Below are 17,763 nucleotides of genomic sequence, written 5' to 3'. Positions count from 1 at the left end.
TGGATGGTCCAGGACATCGTGGACAACGTGCCGCGGGCACGGCACGCAGTGGTGCTGTCCGCGGACGGCATACCGCGCGGGTCCACCGACGACCTGACCGGCCAGGACGTGCGGACCATCTCCGCCGCCATGGCGGGGATGCAGTCGCTCAGCCGGGCCACCGCCCACTTCGCCGGACTGGCCCAGGACCGGCAGTGGATCCAGACGGTCATCGAGTTCCAGCACGGCTGGGTGTTCCTGATCGGGGCCGGGCAGGGTGCCTACCTGGCCGCCGCCGCGGAGCCCGACGTGGACATGGAGCAGCTCTCGTTCCGGATGAACCGGCTGGTCTCCCGGCTGGGCAACAACCTCACGGCGCCGCCGCGGGTGACCGCCGGTGACGCGCCGCAGACCCTGGACCGCGCCTCGGCACTGCGGGACGCGGAGGGCGGGGCGGTCTTCCTGCTCGCGGAGCTGGACAAGGCGGTGGCGTCGGTGCCGGGCGCCGTGCACGCCCTGCTGCTCGGCGCGGACGGTCTGCCGCGCGGGGCGAGCGCGGGGATCGGCAGGAACCTCGCGGACACCATCTCGGCGGCCATGACGGGCATCCACGCCTACAGCCGGGCGACCGCGCCGTTCGCGGGCGGACAGCAGGACGACGAATGGCTGCAGACGGTCATCGAGTTCGAGCACGGCTGGGTGTTCCTGATCGCGGCCGGCGAGGGCGCCTTCCTCGCGGCGGCCGCCGAACACAGCTGTGACATCGAGGAGTTCACCGAACGGCTGGGCGACACGATGCCGGCGCTGACCGCCGGGTCGGGCGCCAGCGGAGGAAGGACGGGCGATGAGTGACGAACTGGACGGCGAGCTGGAACTGACGGCCCCATTAGTCCCCCTCTTCGTCATCGCGCAGGGTCGCGCGCTGCCACGGGAGAGCGAGTACGAGCACACCACGATCATCACCGCCCAGGACGGTGCCGTAGCGGCCGCTCGCACGCTGGCCCCGGAGGCCCGCACGGTCATGGACCTGATCGCGGACGGCTTCCTCTCGGTCGCCGAGGTCGCCGCCCACACCCGGCTGCCCCTGGGCATCGTCCGCATCCTGTTGGCGCAGATGGCCGAGGACGGCCTGATCCATGTGCGCAATCCGGTGCCCCACGCCGAACGCCACGACCCCGTCCTGCTGACCGCCGTGCTCGACGGCCTGATGCGAATTCGAACCGGAGCGTAGTCCCGTGTATCTGGATCCCGACGTCTCCCGCTCCGTGAAGATCCTGGTCGTGGGCCACTTCGCGGTCGGGAAGACCACGTACATCGGAAGTGTCTCCGAGATAGAACCGCTCCAGACCGAGGAGGAGATCACCGAAGCCAGCGAGGGTCTCGACGACCTCTCCGAGACGCCGGACAAGACGACCACGACCGTGGCGATGGACTTCGGGCGTCTCACCCTGGGCGAGGACCTGGTCCTCTACATCTTCGGAACTCCCGGGCAGGAACGCTTCAAACAGATGTGGGAGGGGCTGTCCCGGGGAGCGCTGGGGGCGCTGGTCCTGGCGGACCCCGAGCGGCTGGAGGAGACGTTCCCCATCCTCGACCTGGTCGAGGCCTTCGGTCTGCCCTACGTCATCGGCGTCAACACGTTCGAGGGGAAGCACGAGTTCCCGCTGGACGAAGTGTGCGAGGCACTCAACATCTCCGAGGAGACCCCGGTCATCCACTGCGACGTCCGTGACCAGGACTCCTCTATGCAGGCACTCATCACGCTCGTGAAGCACCTCTTGTCCTCACTCGGCTAGGAGCCAGCATGCAACAGCCCTTCGACATGTCCGGGGCACCGGCCGGTTGCCCCGCGCACGGCAACGTCCCGCTGTACGGGTCCGACTTCGGCGCCGACCCCGAGAACACCTACGCCCAGTTGCGCAAGCAGGGGCCCAGCGCCCCGGTCGACATCGCGCCGGACGTCGAGGTCGAGCTGGTGACCAGTTACGACGCGAGTCTGTACATCCTGCAGAACCCGACCCTGTTCGTGCGGGACTCGCGGCGCTGGAACGACCTGAACGCGGGGAAGGTACCCGCGGACAGCGCGGCCCTGCCCATGATGGGCTACCGCCCCAACGCCCTGTTCAGCGACGGCGCGGCGCACGCCCGGCTGCGGCAGGCGGTCACGGACAGCCTCGCGACCGTCGACCAGGGCCGCATCGTACGGCTGACGCAGCAGTCGGCCGACTACCTGATCAGCCAGTTCAGCTCGGAGGCGCTCGGTCAGGCGGAGCTGATGTCCGCCTACGCCCAGCCGCTGCCCCTGCTGGTCTTCGGTGAACTGTTCGGCTGCCCGCCCGAGCTCGGCGACCGGGTGATCGCCGGCATCACCGGCATCTTCCAGGGCACCCCGGGTGCCGACGAGACCCTGGGCGGCGCGCTCGCCGAACTGATCGCCCTCAAACGCCGGCAGCCCGGCGAGGACCTCACCACCCAGCTGATGGTGCACTCCTCCCGGCTGACCGACGAGGAGGTGCTGCACCAGCTGGTGACCCTGCTCTCCGGCGGCACCGCGCCCCTGGCGGCCTCGATCGGCACCAGCGCCGCGCTGTACCTCAGCGACGACTGGCCGAACGGCCTGCCGATCGAGGACGCGGTCGTGAAGACGCTGTGGAACTACGCCCCGATCGCCAACTACGCGGCCCACTACCCCACGCGGGACGTCGAGTTGGGCGACCGGACCCTCCACACGGGCGACCCGGTCCTGATATCTTTCGCGGCCGCCAACACCGACCCGAAGCTGACCGCACACCGCGAACAGCTCAGCTCCAAGGCCCACTTGGCCTTCGGCGCGGGCCCGCACGCGTGCCCGGCCAAGGACCCGGCGTTCATGATCGCGGCCACGGCCGTCGAGTCGCTGCTCAACCGGCTGCCCGATGTCGAGATGCGCGTCCCCTTCAAGGAACTCTCCTGGGTGCCGGCGCCGTGGAGCCGCCAGCTGGTGACGGTGCCGATCCGGTACTCCCCCCGCGCGGTGCCGTCCGCGGCCAGGGCCCGCCCGGCCCGCCCGGCGACCGGTCAGCTCGCGCCGTCGCCCGCCAGCATGCCGCAGACGGCCATGGGCGGCCGGCCCGCGCACGCCGCTCCGCGCCCCAAGGGCGGGATGTTCAGCCGCTTCCGGGCCTGGGTGAATGGCGAGTGACGTAAGTAACCCTACGAAAGCACTGTGTTATTGGATGATTCAAACACCCCACGGGTACGGATGGCGGCTGGCAGAGAGGAGCCACCATCGTGGGAAGCGTCACGACTCCGGCATCGGACCGTCGGGCCACCATCTCCCTGTTCTCCCGTCTTCGGACGGCTGACGGACAGGCCGATCCCTTCCCCATCTACGCGGAACTCAGGGCGCGCGGCGCGGTCAGCCCCGCGCCCTGGGGCGGTCACCTGGTGACCGGCTACGGCACCTGCGACCAGGTACTGCGCAACGGCGTCTGGCTCGAACCGGACACCAGCTGGCGGGAGAAGCAGGGTGAGCGCACGCGCTGGAGCGCCCCCTCCGCACGGGAGATCAGCCGGACCCTGCCCGCGCTCAACCCTCCGGAGCACACCCGGGTGCGCCGGTCGGCCGGCGGCTTCGACCGCACCACCGTCGAACAGCTCGGCCGCCGGGTGAGCCAGGTCGTCGAGGGACTCCTCGACACGCTGCACGAGCGCCTGCGGGACGGGGAGGCCGACTTCGCGGCACTGGTGGGCGAGCAACTCCCGGTCGCCACCGTCGGCTACTGGCTGGGGCTGCCCAGCGCGGACTGGCCCCGGCTGCGCGAACTGACGCATGACCAGGTCTTCACCCAGGAGCTGCTCCCGAACGCCAGCCAACTGGCCCGTTCCGACGCCGCCATGGTGGAACTGCGCGCCTACTTCGTGGAGTTGGTGCGCGACCGGCGCCGACATCCCGGGGACGGGGACGATCCCGTCTCCCGCTGGATACGCACCTGGGACGAGCTCGAACCGGACCGGGACAAGGCCGACGAAGCCGTCTACTTCCTCGCCCTGTTCGTCCTGCTGGCCGCGCTGGAGACGACGGCGACCCTGCTGTCGACCATGACTCTCCTGCTGGTCGAGGAACCCGGCCGCTGGGGTCTCCTCCACGAACACCCGGACCTGGTCCCCGCGTTCGTGGAGGAGACCCTTCGCTACGACTCCCCCACCCACGTCATCAGCCGGATCGCCTCCCAGGACTGTCTCCTGGAGGACACCGAGGTCAAGGCCGGGGAGATGGTGCACCTCATGGTGGGCGCCGCCCATCGCGACCCCGCCCGGTTCCCCGACGCCGGCTCCTTCGACCCCCGGCGCAAAGTGGCCCACCTGGCCTTCAGCGGAGGCATCCACTACTGCCTGGGCGCACCCCTGGCCCGGCTGGAGGCACAGACCCTGCTCAGCCGTATGATCGCCCGCCTGCCGAGACTCACCCTGGTCCGCCGCCCCGCGATGGCACCCCGGGTGGCGTTCAGGCGACTCATGAACCTGGACGTCTCACTGACATGAACCCGCCAATACCGCCAAGTACCGCCACACCAGCCCCCGTTCGGGAGCCCACGGACCATGCCAAGCCCGTGGACCATACGAAACCCGTGGACCATGCGGAGCCCGTGAACGATGCGGAGCCCGCACCTCCCGCTCCCCCCGTCGGCCTCACCCGGACCGGTTCCGTCCTCCATGTACGGCTCAACCCGTCCGCCCAGGACGACGACGTCCTGAGCTCCGCGGTCATGGACGGACTCATCGCCGTCCTGGACGGCCTCCACGAACAGCCCGACATCCAGGTCCTGGTGCTCTCCTCCCTGGGCAAGGACTTCAGTCTGGGAGGGGACCGCAAGGAGTACCAGGAGACGCTGGCCGTCGATCCGACCGGCGCCGCGACGCGACGCATCGCGGACAAGGCCCACCGCCTGTGCCAGGCACTGGAGAACACCCACGCCGTCACCATCGCCCGGCTCCACGGCAAGGTCATCGGCGCCGGCCTCGGACTCGCCGCCTACTGCGATCTGCGCGCGGGCGCGGACACCTCCCGTTTCCGCATGCCGGAGATCGCCCTCGGAATGGCACCCACCTGGGGAGGCGCGATGGGGCGCCTGATCGCGGAGGCCGGTGCCGCCCGGGTCCGTGAACTCCTGCTCACCTGCGAGGAGTTCGATGCCCCCACCGCCCACCGCCTCGGACTTCTGCACAAGGTCGCGCCCCTCGACGAGTTGGACGACGCCATCACCGCCTGGACCAGACCCCTCGCCCGGCGCTCGCCCCAAGCCCTCGTCCTGACCAAACACATGCTCGCCGGCTACGCGAAAGCCGCCCGCACCACCGACACCGCCCTGCTCGACTCCCACCTCCTCGCCGCGCAACTCGCCCAGCCCCGCTGAGCGGCAAGGACGGAACGGGATGTGACACGCACGGGCCGCCCGGGGAGTCTCCGCCTCGGACGGCCCGTGGCCCCGGAAGCGGCCGGCGCCCCGCCCCGCATGACGCCTACGGCCCGCTGCCGCCCCGCGGCCGCCAGTCGTCCTGACTACGGGTCTTCCCCGACCGGGTCCCGGAGTCCCGCGCGGCCCTGAACGCCGCCACCGCTCGCCGTTCCGCCGCGTCGTCCACGACTCCGTCGCGCAGCGCCGCACCCAGCAGCCCCGGGAGGCCTGACAGACCCGGCAGACCAGTACCGCCCTTGTCCTGGTCAGCCATGCCCGTCTCCGTCCCGTTCCTGTTCCCTTTCCTGTTCCCTTTCCTGTTCCCTTTCCCGTTCCCTTTCCCGTTCCCGCACGCCCAGTTCACGGGCCAGCCGCTTCAACCCCCGGTAGGCGGCCGTGCGTACCGCACCGGGACGCTTGCCCAACACCCGTGCGGCGGCGGGCCCGTCGAGCCCCACGACCACCCGCAGCAGTACGGCCTCGGCCTGGTCCCGCGGCAGCCCCCGGACCAGCCCGAGGGCGTACTCCGTGGAGAGGGACTCCAGCGCCTGCTCGTGGGTGCTGTGCGGACCCGGCAGTTCGAGTACGTCCTGTTCGAGCGTCGCCGGTCGCGGACGTACCCGCTGTCTTCGCAGGTGGTCCAGGGCCCGGTGCCGGGCGATGGTCGCCGTCCAGCCGCGGAAGCCCGCCCCGTCGCCGCGGAACCGGCCCAGGTCCCGGGCGATCTCCAGCCAGGCGTCGGCCGCCACGTCCTCGGCCTCGTCGCCGACGAGCCCGCGCAGATACCCGAGCAGCCCGGGCTGCACGATCCGGTACGCGACCGCGAAAGCGCCGTCGTCGCCCTCCTGGGCCCGCGCGACGGCCGCGCCCAGTTCCCCGTCGTACGCGTGCCCGCGCCGGGGCTCGCCTGTCTGGCCCAAGGCCCGTCCTCGTCCGTACCGAGTGCGCGAAGAATCCGTACGGGCACGGCGGTCCCCCTCGGTGATCCCCCGCACCCCCCATCGCCATCAGCGCCGCATCTCACAGAAACGTCACAGCCCGTCCGCCGCCCGACACATCTCCGGCCCGCCCACGGGGCACGGTCCCTCTGGCCCCGGTGTCCGTCCCCCGTGGCGTCCCCGCGAACGAAGGAGACCCATGTCCGACCTCCGTATCGGTGTCCTCGGCTACGGCCTGCGCGGCAGCCTCGCCCGGGTCGCCCACCGCCCCGGCGCGGGCTCGCGGGTCACCGCCCTCACGGACCCCGACCCGGCGGCCCGGGCGGAGGCGGCCCGCGACTTCCCGGGTGTCTCAACGTCCGCCGACCATCGGGAAGTTGTCCTGTCCCCCCACATCGACGCGATCCTCGTCCTCACCCCCGACCACACCCACGCCGACCTCGCCTGCGAGGCGCTGCGCGCGGGCAGACCCGTCCTCGTCGAGAAACCGCTCGACATCACCGTCGAACGCTGCGACCGCGTCCTCCGTACGGCCCACGAGACCGGCACCCGCCTCTACGTCGGCCACAACATGCGCCACATGCCGGTGATCCGCCTCATGCGCGACCTCGTCGAGGGCGGCGCGATCGGCACCGTGAAAACGGTGTGGGTACGGCACTTCGTCGGCTACGGCGGCGACTGGTACTTCAAGGACTGGCACGCCGAACGCCGTTACAGCACCGGCCTGTTGCTCCAGAAGGCCGCGCACGACCTAGACGTGGTGCACTGGCTGGCCGGCGGCTACACCAGCCAAGTCCAGGCGTTCGGCGACCTGTTGGTCTACGGCGCCAATCCGCACCGTCGCCCGCCCGGTGAACCGAAGACCCCCGACTGGTACACCGAGGACGGACACTGGCCGCCGCACACCCAGCGGGCGCTCAACCCGGTCATCGACGTCGAGGACGTGTCGTTGGTCAACATGCGCCTGGACAACGGGGTGTTGGCCGCCTACCAGCAGTGCCACTTCACCCCCGACTACTGGCGCAACTACACCGTCATCGGCGACGCGGGGAGACTGGAGAACTTCGGCGACGGACCCGGCGCGGTCGTGAAGGTGTGGAACAGCCGCCGTTCGGGATACCGGGAGCACGCCGACGCCGAGTACCGGGTCCCCGACACCGAGCAGGACGGCGAACACGGCGGCGCCGACCCGCTGTTGATCGACGAGTTCCTGCGCTTCGTACGGCACGGCGGGCGCACCGACACCTCGCCGGTCGCCGCGCGGATGGCGGTGGCCGCCGGCGCGGGTGCCACCGAGTCGCTGCGGGACGGCGGTACCCCGCGTGCGGTGCCGCCCCTCGATCCGGAACTCGTCGCCTACTTCGAGCGCGGTCAAGTCCGGGTGTCGTAGGGCTAGATGGGGGTGTCCACCGGCTGCTGCGGGGTCTCCTTCGCCACCGCGCCCACTGTGGGCACCCGGTCCGTGTTCACCAGGACACCGGCGATGAGCGCGGCCAGCAGGATCGAGGCCATCGCCCACCAGGTGGCGACGTTGAAGCCGTGCACCGCGGCCTTGGCCTCAAGGAGCTGCTTGTTCACACCGGGGCCCGCGTGGGCGGTGGCGTAGCGGGTGGTGACCGTGGCGGCGATCGTGTTGAGGAGCGCCGTACCGATCGAACCACCCACCTGCTGGGCGGTGTTGAAGGTGGCGGAGGCCGCGCCGGAGTCGCGCGGGGCGACGCCTCCGGTGGCCAGGGACACCGAGGTCATCATCGCCGTACCCATGCCGAGGCCGAGCATCAGCATGCCGGGCAGGATGTACGTGGCGTACGCGGGCTCCACCCCGACCTGCGCGATCAGCGCGAGCGCGCCCGCCGCGACCAGCAGGCCCGGGACCATCAGGGCGCGCGGCGGAACCCGGTTGAGGAACCGGGCCGCGATCTGGGTCGAGCCGGTGATCATGCCGACGGTGATGGGGAGATAGGCGACGCCGGTCTTCACCGGCGAGTATCCGAGGACGCGCTGCATGTAGTACGTCAGGAACAGGAACACACCGAACATGCCGATGGTGACGAACAGGATGGTCAGGAACGCGCCGACCCGCTGACGGTCCTTCACCACCGACATCGGCAACAGCGGAACCTTCGCCCGGGTCTGCCAGAACCCGAAGGCGCCGAGCAGCACGACCCCGGCGGCGAGCAGGGTCAGGACCAGTCCGTCGCCCCAACTCCGCGACTCCGCCTCGGAGAAGCCGTACACCAGGGTGAGCATGCCGAGGGAACCGAGGAGCGCGCCGGGTATGTCGAGGTGGGCTTCCGGGTGCCGGGAGCTGTCGCTGAGCAGGACCCAGGCACCGGCGAACGCGACCAGCGCGATGGGCACGTTGACGTACAGACACCAGCGCCAGTCCAGGTATTGGGTGAGGAAGCCGCCCGCAAGGAGCCCAACTGCCGCACCCGCGCCGACAATCGCGCCGAACACTCCGAAGGCCTTGCTGCGGTCCTTCGGGTCGGTGAACGTCGTCGTGAGGAGCGACAGCGCGGAGGGGGCCAGCAGGGCGGCGAAGACACCTTGCAGCGCTCGGGCGCCGAACAGCATGCCCTGGTTGGCGGCGGCACCGCCGAGCGCGGACGCGGCGGCGAAGCCGATCAGCCCGATCATGAAGGTGTTCTTGCGCCCGGCGAGGTCGGCGATCCGGCCACCGAGCAGCAACAGCCCGCCGAACGCGAGGGTGTAGGCGGTGATGACCCACTGCCGGTTCCCGTCCGACATGCCGAGGTCGATCTGGGCGGACGGGAGTGCGATGTTGACGATGGTCATGTCGAGGACGACCATCAACTGCGCGAGCGCGATGACGACGAGCGCCCACCAACGACGGTTCTCGGCCATGGATCCTCCCCGGGTCCGGCGAACGCCCTCATCGTCCTCCCGCACCGCACCCTTTGGGAACGCCAGCGTCTCTTATTGCGCCGATTTTGCCGAGCGGACCCCGCTGCGCGCCGGGCGCCCGGTACCAGGCGCCCGGCACTGAACTCCCTTACCGTCGCCCGGCGTTCACCGCGTCCCGGCACAGCAGTCGCAGCGACCCGTGCCCGCCGAAACACCGCCGCGCCTCGTCGATGGGATCCCACAGCCGCCCCTCGGGAGTACGCAGCCAGTGCTCACCCCCGGTCGCCCACCACTCGCCGCCGGTCTGCCGCGCGATCACCTCACCGGCGTACGCCCCGAACCCGCGCAACTCGCTCTCGATCGCGGCGTACGGCGCCCCCTCCCGCCGTATCTCCTCGATCATCCGGTCGACCCGCCACAGGCTCTGCGCCGAGTAGTCGAGCCGGACCCGGGCCCCCTCGCGCATCGTCGCCACCGCGTCGGCCGCCCACCGCACGGGCTGCGCGGCGGCCCTCGGCCTGTTCTCCTGAACCGTCATCGCATGTGTCATCACACCGAGAAAACCTTGGTGGCCGGGTGTTCCGGCACCCCGATCCGGGCATTTCCCCGGACCGGCGCAGGACCGCCCCACCCTCGCCGCACGACGATCACAGACCTGGCACCCGACCGCCGCTCAACTCCGCCCGCGCGCCCGCCGCGAGACCACCGCGCGCAGCACCCGGCGCCCCTCCGTCGACACCGCGAGCACCTGGCGCAGTCCGCCGACGGCGGGGCCGGTCCCGTTTCCGTTTCCGGTTCCTGCGAGGAGTTCGAGGACGGTGATCTGGCGGCGCAGCTCGGCGGCGACGAGGGGCGACATGCCGTCCGTACGACCTTCGCGGCGGGCGTCGACGCCGTCGTCGACGCCGCCCGCGGGGACCATGACCTCCAGGAGCCGGTGGATCCGCAGCGAGGCGACCGAGCAGGCATCGGCCCACACCTGTACGGGAGTTCCCGCCGGAACGGCCGGCGCGGTCGCGAGCATCTGCCGGGCGAGCCGCACGGCGCGATCCTCGCCCGGCCCCTCGCCCGGTCCCTCGCCCGCTTCCTCACCGGGTTCCTCGAAGAGCGCGGGCAGCTTGGCGCGCGCCCGCTCCAGACACTCGCCCCACGTCTCCCCGTCCGCCCCGTCCGCGAGGCTGGTCCACAGGGGCCGCAACACCTCGTCATCACCGCCCAGCAACGGCACGCACCGATCCAAACAAGCCAGTCCACTGGCAGCCAGTGCGCGTTCGTCGGCCTGCGCGATCAGTTCCACCAGACTCATCCAGACCTCCCTCAGCGGGGCCCTCCCCTATGGAGCCCGCGTTTCCCCTGACTGCGCGCTCCACCCCGGGAGTGTCACACGGGACACCCCCGGGCAGGCGGAGAAAACGGAAGAAGAGGTTTTCGGCCAACGGCCGGACACCCGGCCGAGCGCACTCAGAGCCCGACCGGAACCCCCGGCCCCGCCAGCGCCTTCTCGTGCTGCATGCGGGTCAGCCGCAGGACGACGAGGATCGCGAGCGCGGCGGCCGCGATGTCGAGGCCGTCAGAGATCATCAACTGGTAGGCGGCGGCGTTGATCTGGTCCGCCGCCTCGGTCTTCCCGTAGTCCGTGATGCCCAGGCGGTCGCTGAAGAGCGACAGGAGCCACAGGGTCCACCAGATGTTGACCAGCGCATGCGACCTGCGGGCGCCAACGGGCCTGCTGGCATCCCAGATTTCGAGGGTGACCCGGCGCGGGTACCAGAGGTTCACGAACGGGACGAACCATCCGCCGATCGCCCACCAGGGCTTCATGCTCTGCTCGCCCGGATCGAACACCCCGGCGTTGGCCCGCACCCGCACGAACCAGCACAGGTACACGATGGCGCACGTGACCAGCGCGCCCGACTGGATGCCGCCCGCCACCGAGTTGAGCGTTTCCGCGTCGTCCAGCCGCCGGGTGACCGCCCCGCCCGCCGCGCCGTCCATCAGGTCGCCCGTCACGTCGTACAGCACGAAATCGGCGTAGACGGCGAACAGATCCACGGCGATGACGAGCCCGAGCAGCGCGACGGCGGCGCGGCCGAGCCCGACGGGCGAGCGCAGGTAGGGACCGGGCGCGGGTCTGGGCGCGGGCATGGGAACGGACATGGTGAAACCCCCCGAGTGCAAACAGAAGAGAGGGGAACATACGTTCTTCGGCCCGCACGCGTCCAGCCGCACCGACCGCCCGCTCAGCCCCCGCTCGGTCTCCCGCCCACGCCCTCGCCCACTCCCCCGCTCAACCCACCTTGTCCGCAAGGGACTTGAACTGCGTCCACGTCAGCGCCGGCGTCCCCGGATCCCACAGCTTCTGGACCGTGGCCCGCAACGGCATCCGGATACCGGCCGCGACCTGGGCCTGGGTCTGCGAGTTGGCGAGGTCGCACCACACCGCGAACGACCCGCCGAGGATCTGGCCGTCGTACTTCGCCGGAACCGCCGCAGTCCCGCGCAGCACCCGAGGCGTCCACTGCTCGTAGATCCGCCGCCCCGTCGGATAGACGAAGGTCTGCGGCTCGCCGAGGACGTAATACAGGTACTCGTCGTTGTAGTTGAGGACCTTGCGCCCCGCGCTCAGATAGGCGACGGGCTGCCGGGCGCCGATCTCCTTGCCCGTCCAGTACGCCACCTGGAGATCCTTGGCGGCCCGCACGGACGTATTCGCGAAGAAGCCGTCGTTCCACACCCGCATCGTCCGGTCGTGGTTGCGGACCGTGTCCGCGCGGTCGTTGAGCCAGCCGGTGGTGAGGTCGGCGACGGTGCCGCCGGAGCCGTAGGCCTTCGTGGCCTCGGCGGCCAACTGCGGGAAGGATGCCTGGGGGTTGGCGACGGTCAGCGCCTGGTACTCGTCGCCGCCGAGGTGCCACTGGTCCCCGGGGAACAACCCCGCGTACTCGTCGAGGAGTTCGTCGACGATCGCGGCGGACGCGTCCTTGGAGATGTCGATCGCGCCGCGCGTGGCGACACCCGAGACGTTGCGCAGTTGCAGATCCGGATGGGCGGCGAGCACCGCGCCCAAGTGCCCCGGCGAGTCAATCTCGGGCACGACGGTGATGTGCCGACTGGCCGCGAGGTCGACGATCTGCTTCACCTGCGCTTTGGTGAGGTGATCCTTCGACACGACCTCGGGATGGCTGGTCGACTCAATCCGAAAACCCTGGTCGTCGGAGAAGTGCAGCCCGAGCTCATTGAACTTGAGGTCGCCCAACTCCCGTACCCGGTCCTCGATCCAGCCCGCGGTGAACGGTTTGCGCGCGATGTCCAGCATGAACCCGCGCCGCGGCTTGGCCGGTTGGTCGTGCACGACACCCTCCGGCGCGGTACCGCCACCGTGCACTTCCTGCTTGAGCGTCCGGGTCCCGTAGAACACCCCGGCGTCCGAGGGCCCACTGATGTTGACCCGCCCCCCGCGCACGGTCATGGCGTACGACTCCGGGTTCGCGCCCTCGTCGTCGTTCAGCGCCAGCCGTACGTCCCCGGCGCGCACGTCACTCGCCTCACCGCCGTACGTCAGCCCCAGCTCACCCGCGATCAGCCGCCCCTCGTCGACGAGATCGGCATCCTCGACGACGACCCGACCACCCTTGGCGGGCCGCCAGCCAGGGCCACGCGCGGGCGTATGGGAACGCACGGCGGGAATGGTCCGGGGCGTCTGCGACAGCGGATACGACCGGGTCGGACTGGGACTCGGCGTCGGGGACGCGGAACGGGAGGCCGCACCGCGCGAGGCGGCGGAGGTCTCGTCGACGGACCCGACCGCCGTACCCCCGGAGCCCCCCTCGTCCCCGGACGCGGCCCACAGCCCGAGGCCCACCCCGCCCCCGACCACCACGGTGGCAGCGGCGACCGCGATCAGCCCCCGCCGCTGCCTCAACGACTTCGACGGCTTCACCTGCTTCGCCGACGAGCGGCGCCTGTGCTGGCTCACGGCGCCAACCTACGGCCCCGGGCGGATCGCGGGTGTCCACCACGCGTTCCGAAACTCTCCCTTCCGGGTGAAATTCGGGCATCCGTCGGACACCTCATGACCACTCCCGATAACGTGGTGACGCACTTCTCACTCTTCATCTCCGCATCCCCTGCCGCACCGTTCCGTGACGCGAGGATCCACACTGCCTGCGCCCCGCCTTCCCCAGCTCCCCGACCTTCCCGGCCGAGTGGCCATACCGGCGCTGCCCGAGCAGTCCCGGACGTCGCGGTACCCGCATTCGCTGGCGGGGTTCAACGCCGCGTCCCCCGACGACGCCAGCCACACCCTCCTCGCCTGCCTCCACAGCCTCCACTGGTCCCGCCGCCTCACCGACCACCGCCCCTACCCCGACGTCGACTCCCTACTCGCCGCATCCGACGAGGCGGCGTACGACCTGACGCCGGGCGACCTGGCGGAGGCCTTGGCGGGCGAGTCGCTGCCGGTCCTGCCGGACGACACGTACGAGGCCGCCCACATGGCTCTCGACGCGGCCCACGCGGCATACGAGGCGAGGTTCGGCCACGTGTTCGTCATCTGCCCGGACGGAATTGCCCCGGACGAGGTCCTCGACCACGTACTGGCAGGCATCCGATCCCGCTTGACGAACGACCCGGAGGAGGAACGGGTGGTTGTCGCAGAGGAACTCCGGCGCCTGGCAAGGGGACGACTGCTGGGGGTTCTTTCTTTTAGGGGCGCGGGGCTGTGACATTTGCGGCTCCGCCGCGGGGCGCGACCAGCCACAACGGACCCGCACCCGGCAAAACAGACGAACCCCCGACCCATTAGCCGCCCGAAACTAGCCCGTCCGTACCCCTTTGGGTGCCATTTTGATCACACCAGCAGGCCCGCCGTAAGACCCACATCAACGGCTGGATACGATGCTGAGGGCCGGAGGACCGTACCCGGCCGGGCCCGACCGACAGAGAAGCCGGCGCGGCCCTAAATCCCCGCTCCCGGAGGGTTCTTCCGTGCCGGCTGGAACGCTGTACCGCGGCCGGGAAGGAATGTGGTCCTGGGTGGCTCATCGAGTCACCGGCGTCCTCATCTTCTTCTTCCTGTTCGTACACGTGCTGGACACCGCTCTTGTGCGTGTCTCCCCCGAGGACTACGACAAGGTCGTAGCCACCTACAAGACGCCGATCGTGGCACTGCTGGAGTACGGCCTCGTCGCCGCGATCCTCTTCCACGCCCTCAACGGCCTGCGCGTCATCGCCGTCGACTTCTGGTCGAAGGGCCCGCGCTACCAGAAGCAGCTGCTCTGGTCCGTCGTCGGCCTGTGGCTGGTGCTGATGATCGGGGCGATCTACCCCGTACTCGGCCACGCCGCTCGTGTTCTCTTCGGGAGCTGACACAGATGTCTACGACTGAAACCGCAGCGTCGGGCATCGGCCCCGTGGAGAGCGCGTCCGTCTACACCGTGGACAACCCCGCGCCCCTCATCGAGGCCCCCCGCAAGCGCACCAAGAAGACCCCGAAGTCGACCCGGGGCAACTTCGAGATGTACGGCTGGCTCTTCATGCGCCTGTCCGGTGTCGTGCTGGTCGTCCTGGTCCTCGGCCACCTGCTGATCCAGCTCGTGCTGGACGGCGGTGTCTCCAAGATCGGCTTCGCCTTCGTGGCGGGCCGCTGGGCCTCGCCGTTCTGGCAGGTCTGGGACCTGCTGATGCTCTGGCTGGCGATGCTGCACGGCGCCAACGGCCTGCGCACGGTCATCAACGACTACGCGGAGCGCGCGAACACCCGGCTGTGGCTCAAGGGCCTGCTCTACACCGCCACGGTGTTCACCATCCTGCTGGGCACGCTGGTGATCTTCACCTTCGACCCGAACATCCGCTAGGCCACCGGGCTGAGGGACTGAGGAATTCTGATGAAGATCCACAAATACGACACCGTCATCGTCGGCGCCGGCGGCGCCGGTATGCGCGCCGCGATCGAGTCGACGAAGCGCAGCCGCACCGCGGTACTGACGAAGCTCTACCCCACCCGCTCCCACACGGGCGCGGCGCAGGGCGGTATGGCCGCCGCGCTCGCCAACGTGGAGGAGGACAACTGGGAGTGGCACACCTTCGACACGATCAAGGGCGGTGACTACCTGGTCGACCAGGACGCCGCCGAGATCCTGGCGAAGGAGGCCATCGACTCGGTCCTCGACCTGGAGAAGATGGGCCTGCCGTTCAACCGCACGCCGAACGGCACGATCGACCAGCGCCGTTTCGGCGGTCACAGCCGTAACCACGGCGAGGCCCCGGTCCGCCGCTCCTGCTACGCGGCCGACCGCACCGGCCACATGATCCTCCAGACGCTGTACCAGAACTGCGTGAAGGAGGGCGTGGAGTTCTTCAACGAGTTCTACGTCCTCGACCAGCTGATCGCCGACGTCGACGGCGTGAAGACGTCGGTGGGCGTGGTCGCGTACGAGCTGGCGACCGGCGAGATCCACGTCTTCCAGGCGAAGGCCGTGATCTACGCGTCCGGTGGCTGCGGCAAGTTCTTCAAGGTGACGTCGAACGCGCACACCCTGACCGGTGACGGCCAGGCCGCCGTGTACCGGCGCGGGCTGCCGCTGGAGGACATGGAGTTCTTCCAGTTCCACCCGACCGGCATCTGGCGCATGGGCATCCTGCTGACGGAGGGCGCCCGCGGTGAGGGCGGCATCCTCCGCAACAAGGACGGCGAGCGCTTCATGGAGAAGTACGCGCCGGTCATGAAGGACCTGGCGTCGCGAGACGTCGTGTCCCGCTCCATCTACACGGAGATCCGTGAGGGCCGCGGCTGCGGTCCCGAGGGCGACCACGTCTACCTCGACCTCACGCACCTCCCGCCGGAGCAGCTCGACGCCAAGCTGCCCGACATCACGGAGTTCGCGCGCACGTACCTCGGTATCGAGCCGTACACGGACCCGATCCCGATCCAGCCCACCGCGCACTACGCGATGGGCGGCATCCCGACGAACGTCCAGGGTGAGGTCCTCACCGACAACACCACGGTCGTCCCGGGCCTGTACGCGGCCGGCGAGGTCGCCTGCGTGTCGGTGCACGGCGCGAACCGTCTCGGCACCAACTCGCTCCTGGACATCAACGTGTTCGGGCGCCGGGCGGGCATCGCGGCGGCGGAGTACAGCCAGAAGGCGTCGTACGTCGAGCTGCCCGAGGACCCGGCGCAGCAGGTCATCGACCAGGTCGAGCACCTGCGCAACTCCACGGGCACCGAGCGCGTGGCGGTCATCCGCCGCGAGCTGCAGGAGTGCATGGACGCCAACGTCATGGTGTTCCGCACCGAGCAGACGATCAAGACGGCGGTCGAGAAGATCGCGGAGCTGCGCGAGCGCTACCGCAACGTCTCGATCCAGGACAAGGGCCGCCGTTTCAACACGGACCTGCTGGAAGCGATCGAGCTCGGCAACCTCCTGGACCTCGCCGAGGTCATGGCTGTCTCCGCGCTCGCCCGCAAGGAGTCCCGCGGCGGTCACTACCGCGAGGACTACCCCAACCGCGACGACGTCAACTTCATGCGCCACACCATGGCGTACCGCGAGGTCGGCGACGACGGCACCGAGTCCATCCGTCTCGACTACAAGCCGGTCGTCCAGACCCGCTACCAGCCGATGGAGCGTAAGTACTGATGGCTACCCCTGTTCTGGACAAGGCGGAAGCGGCCGGCCAGCCCGAGCCCGGCTTCGCCGACTCCCCGTACATCACGGTCACCTTCCGGATCCGCCGCTTCAACTCCGAGGTCTCGGCGGAAGCGGTCTGGGAAGACTTCCAGATGGAGATCGACCCGAAGGAGCGCGTCCTCGACGGCCTCCACAAGATCAAGTGGGACCTGGACGGCACGCTCACGTTCCGCCGTTCCTGCGCCCACGGCATCTGCGGCTCGGACGCGATGCGGATCAACGGCAAGAACCGTCTCGCCTGCAAGACCCTGATCAAGGACCTCAACCCCGAGAAGCCGATCACGGTCGAGCCGATCAAGGGTCTGACGGTCCTGAAGGACCTGGTCGTCGACATGGACCCGTTCTTCCAGGCGTACCGCGACGTGATGCCGTTCCTCATCACGAAGGACACGAACGAGCCGACGCGCGAGCGTCTCCAGACGGCCGAGGACCGCGAGCGCTTCGACGACACAACGAAGTGCATCCTCTGCGCCGCCTGCACGTCGTCCTGCCCGGTCTTCTGGAACGACGGCCAGTACTTCGGCCCGGCCGCCATCGTCAACGCCCACCGCTTCATCTTCGACTCACGCGACGAGGCGGGCGAGCAGCGCCTGGAGATCCTCAACGACCGCGACGGCGTGTGGCGTTGCCGCACGACCTTCAACTGCACGGACGCGTGCCCGCGAGGCATCGAGGTCACGAAGGCGATCCAGGAAGTGAAGCGGGCGCTGATCACCCGGCGGTTCTGACGTTCTTTGCGATACGACTGTGAGGGCCCCGTTTCTGGTTGGGAGCGGGGCCTTCCGACGTGCGGCAACCCGTTTGGGTGGACGTGATCGTCAAGGACATACCGGCACTGTCCGGCCTACG

19 protein-coding genes are annotated in these 17,763 nt (G+C 69.8%); 12 read left to right on the top strand and 7 right to left on the bottom strand.

Annotated features, from left to right (window positions below; all coding sequences use genetic code 11):
• The first annotated feature begins 3 nt into the window (after window positions 1-3).
• From SPR02S_RS04400 to SPR02S_RS04375, 6 genes are all read left to right on the top strand, one after another.
• Complete coding sequence (locus tag SPR02S_RS04400; RefSeq protein WP_019055715.1) at window positions 4-831, top strand: roadblock/LC7 domain-containing protein; 828 nt, start codon at window positions 4-6, stop codon at window positions 829-831.
• The gene (locus SPR02S_RS04395; RefSeq protein ID WP_019055714.1) at window positions 824-1,210 is read left to right on the top strand and encodes a DUF742 domain-containing protein; all 387 of its coding nucleotides are present in this window, start codon (window positions 824-826) and stop codon (window positions 1,208-1,210) included. Before SPR02S_RS04400 ends, SPR02S_RS04395 begins: the two co-directional genes overlap by 8 nt.
• A 4-nt stretch (window positions 1,211-1,214) precedes the next feature.
• Window positions 1,215-1,775 carry a GTP-binding protein gene (locus SPR02S_RS04390; RefSeq protein ID WP_019055713.1) on the top strand — a complete coding sequence of 187 codons (561 nt, stop codon included), beginning with the start codon at window positions 1,215-1,217 and terminating at the stop codon, window positions 1,773-1,775.
• Between the two features lie 8 nt (window positions 1,776-1,783).
• Entirely contained in the window at window positions 1,784-3,160 is a 1,377-nt protein-coding gene (locus SPR02S_RS04385) for a cytochrome P450 family protein (RefSeq protein WP_019055712.1), read from the top strand.
• Window positions 3,161-3,249: 89 nt separating this feature from the next.
• Window positions 3,250-4,503 (top strand): cytochrome P450, encoded by a 1,254-nt coding sequence (locus tag SPR02S_RS04380; RefSeq protein ID WP_019055711.1) that lies wholly within the window; start codon window positions 3,250-3,252, stop codon window positions 4,501-4,503.
• A gap of 86 nt (window positions 4,504-4,589) precedes the next feature.
• Window positions 4,590-5,375 (top strand): enoyl-CoA hydratase/isomerase family protein, encoded by a 786-nt coding sequence (locus SPR02S_RS04375; protein WP_019055710.1) that lies wholly within the window; start codon window positions 4,590-4,592, stop codon window positions 5,373-5,375.
• Between the two features lie 106 nt (window positions 5,376-5,481).
• On the opposite strand, the gene SPR02S_RS04370 is transcribed toward SPR02S_RS04375, so the two are convergent.
• A complete protein-coding gene (locus SPR02S_RS04370) occupies window positions 5,482-5,691 on the bottom strand; it encodes a hypothetical protein (protein ID WP_019055709.1) in 210 nt (69 codons plus the stop codon).
• Window positions 5,684-6,337 carry an RNA polymerase sigma factor gene (locus SPR02S_RS55090; protein ID WP_019055708.1) on the bottom strand — a complete coding sequence of 218 codons (654 nt, stop codon included), beginning with the start codon at window positions 6,335-6,337 and terminating at the stop codon, window positions 5,684-5,686. The genes SPR02S_RS04370 and SPR02S_RS55090 overlap by 8 nt, the downstream gene beginning before the upstream one ends.
• A 217-nt stretch (window positions 6,338-6,554) precedes the next feature.
• On the opposite strand from SPR02S_RS55090, the gene SPR02S_RS04360 reads away from it, so the two are divergent.
• Entirely contained in the window at window positions 6,555-7,745 is a 1,191-nt protein-coding gene (locus SPR02S_RS04360; RefSeq protein ID WP_019055707.1) for a Gfo/Idh/MocA family protein, read from the top strand.
• Window positions 7,746-7,747: 2 nt separating this feature from the next.
• On the opposite strand, the gene SPR02S_RS04355 is transcribed toward SPR02S_RS04360, so the two are convergent.
• The 5 genes from SPR02S_RS04355 to SPR02S_RS04335 form a co-directional block, all read right to left on the bottom strand.
• The gene (locus tag SPR02S_RS04355) at window positions 7,748-9,223 is read right to left on the bottom strand and encodes an MFS transporter (RefSeq protein ID WP_019055706.1); all 1,476 of its coding nucleotides are present in this window, start codon (window positions 9,221-9,223) and stop codon (window positions 7,748-7,750) included.
• A 148-nt stretch (window positions 9,224-9,371) separates the two neighbouring features.
• Window positions 9,372-9,761 carry a hypothetical protein gene (locus tag SPR02S_RS04350; protein ID WP_019055705.1) on the bottom strand — a complete coding sequence of 130 codons (390 nt, stop codon included), beginning with the start codon at window positions 9,759-9,761 and terminating at the stop codon, window positions 9,372-9,374.
• A 135-nt stretch (window positions 9,762-9,896) separates the two neighbouring features.
• Window positions 9,897-10,529, bottom strand: a complete 633-nt coding sequence (locus SPR02S_RS04345) for a hypothetical protein (RefSeq protein WP_019055704.1) — start codon at window positions 10,527-10,529, stop codon at window positions 9,897-9,899.
• A gap of 155 nt (window positions 10,530-10,684) precedes the next feature.
• Window positions 10,685-11,368, bottom strand: coding sequence for a DUF4328 domain-containing protein (locus tag SPR02S_RS04340; RefSeq protein WP_019055703.1), 684 nt, complete (start codon window positions 11,366-11,368; stop codon window positions 10,685-10,687).
• Window positions 11,369-11,510: 142 nt separating this feature from the next.
• Entirely contained in the window at window positions 11,511-13,199 is a 1,689-nt protein-coding gene (locus tag SPR02S_RS04335; protein ID WP_373283273.1) for a beta-N-acetylhexosaminidase, read from the bottom strand.
• A 229-nt stretch (window positions 13,200-13,428) separates the two neighbouring features.
• On the opposite strand from SPR02S_RS04335, the gene SPR02S_RS04330 reads away from it, so the two are divergent.
• The 5 genes from SPR02S_RS04330 (at window position 13,429) to SPR02S_RS04310 (ending at window position 17,642) form a co-directional block, all read left to right on the top strand.
• Window positions 13,429-13,947 (top strand): 2-oxo-4-hydroxy-4-carboxy-5-ureidoimidazoline decarboxylase, encoded by a 519-nt coding sequence (locus SPR02S_RS04330; RefSeq protein ID WP_019055700.1) that lies wholly within the window; start codon window positions 13,429-13,431, stop codon window positions 13,945-13,947.
• A 262-nt stretch (window positions 13,948-14,209) separates the two neighbouring features.
• Entirely contained in the window at window positions 14,210-14,590 is a 381-nt protein-coding gene (gene sdhC / locus SPR02S_RS04325) for a succinate dehydrogenase, cytochrome b556 subunit (RefSeq protein ID WP_078622809.1), read from the top strand.
• A 5-nt stretch (window positions 14,591-14,595) separates the two neighbouring features.
• Entirely contained in the window at window positions 14,596-15,078 is a 483-nt protein-coding gene (locus SPR02S_RS04320; protein WP_026150201.1) for a succinate dehydrogenase hydrophobic membrane anchor subunit, read from the top strand.
• 30 nt (window positions 15,079-15,108) lie between these two features.
• Window positions 15,109-16,863, top strand: a complete 1,755-nt coding sequence (gene sdhA / locus SPR02S_RS04315; protein WP_019055697.1) for a succinate dehydrogenase flavoprotein subunit — start codon at window positions 15,109-15,111, stop codon at window positions 16,861-16,863.
• Window positions 16,863-17,642 carry a succinate dehydrogenase iron-sulfur subunit gene (locus SPR02S_RS04310; protein ID WP_019055696.1) on the top strand — a complete coding sequence of 260 codons (780 nt, stop codon included), beginning with the start codon at window positions 16,863-16,865 and terminating at the stop codon, window positions 17,640-17,642. Before sdhA ends, SPR02S_RS04310 begins: the two co-directional genes overlap by 1 nt.
• Window positions 17,643-17,763 lie beyond the last annotated feature (121 nt).

Origin of the sequence: Streptomyces prunicolor NBRC 13075 (assembly GCF_000367365.1) — a bacterium.
GTDB lineage: Bacteria > Actinomycetota > Actinomycetes > Streptomycetales > Streptomycetaceae > Streptomyces > Streptomyces prunicolor.
Note: the sequence above shows the minus strand (reverse complement) of the source record. Positions and strands in the feature narration are given on the sequence as shown.

Bases quoted from the DNA above. Each gene is read 5' to 3' on its own strand.
- SPR02S_RS04320 (WP_026150201.1), top strand. From the start codon at position 14,596: ATGTCTACGACTGAAACCGCAGCGTCGGGCATCGGCCCCGTGGAGAGC.
- SPR02S_RS04360 (WP_019055707.1), top strand. From the start codon at position 6,555: ATGTCCGACCTCCGTATCGGTGTCCTCGGCTACGGCCTGCGCGGCAGC.
- SPR02S_RS04345 (WP_019055704.1), bottom strand. From the start codon at position 10,529: ATGAGTCTGGTGGAACTGATCGCGCAGGCCGACGAACGCGCACTGGCT.
- SPR02S_RS04385 (WP_019055712.1), top strand. From the start codon at position 1,784: ATGCAACAGCCCTTCGACATGTCCGGGGCACCGGCCGGTTGCCCCGCG.
- SPR02S_RS04350 (WP_019055705.1), bottom strand. From the start codon at position 9,761: ATGACGGTTCAGGAGAACAGGCCGAGGGCCGCCGCGCAGCCCGTGCGG.
- SPR02S_RS04310 (WP_019055696.1), top strand. From the start codon at position 16,863: ATGGCTACCCCTGTTCTGGACAAGGCGGAAGCGGCCGGCCAGCCCGAG.
- sdhA (WP_019055697.1), top strand. From the start codon at position 15,109: ATGAAGATCCACAAATACGACACCGTCATCGTCGGCGCCGGCGGCGCC.
- SPR02S_RS04370 (WP_019055709.1), bottom strand. From the start codon at position 5,691: ATGGCTGACCAGGACAAGGGCGGTACTGGTCTGCCGGGTCTGTCAGGC.
- SPR02S_RS04355 (WP_019055706.1), bottom strand. From the start codon at position 9,223: ATGGCCGAGAACCGTCGTTGGTGGGCGCTCGTCGTCATCGCGCTCGCG.
- SPR02S_RS04395 (WP_019055714.1), top strand. From the start codon at position 824: ATGAGTGACGAACTGGACGGCGAGCTGGAACTGACGGCCCCATTAGTC.
- SPR02S_RS04400 (WP_019055715.1), top strand. From the start codon at position 4: ATGGTCCAGGACATCGTGGACAACGTGCCGCGGGCACGGCACGCAGTG.
- SPR02S_RS04340 (WP_019055703.1), bottom strand. From the start codon at position 11,368: ATGCCCGCGCCCAGACCCGCGCCCGGTCCCTACCTGCGCTCGCCCGTC.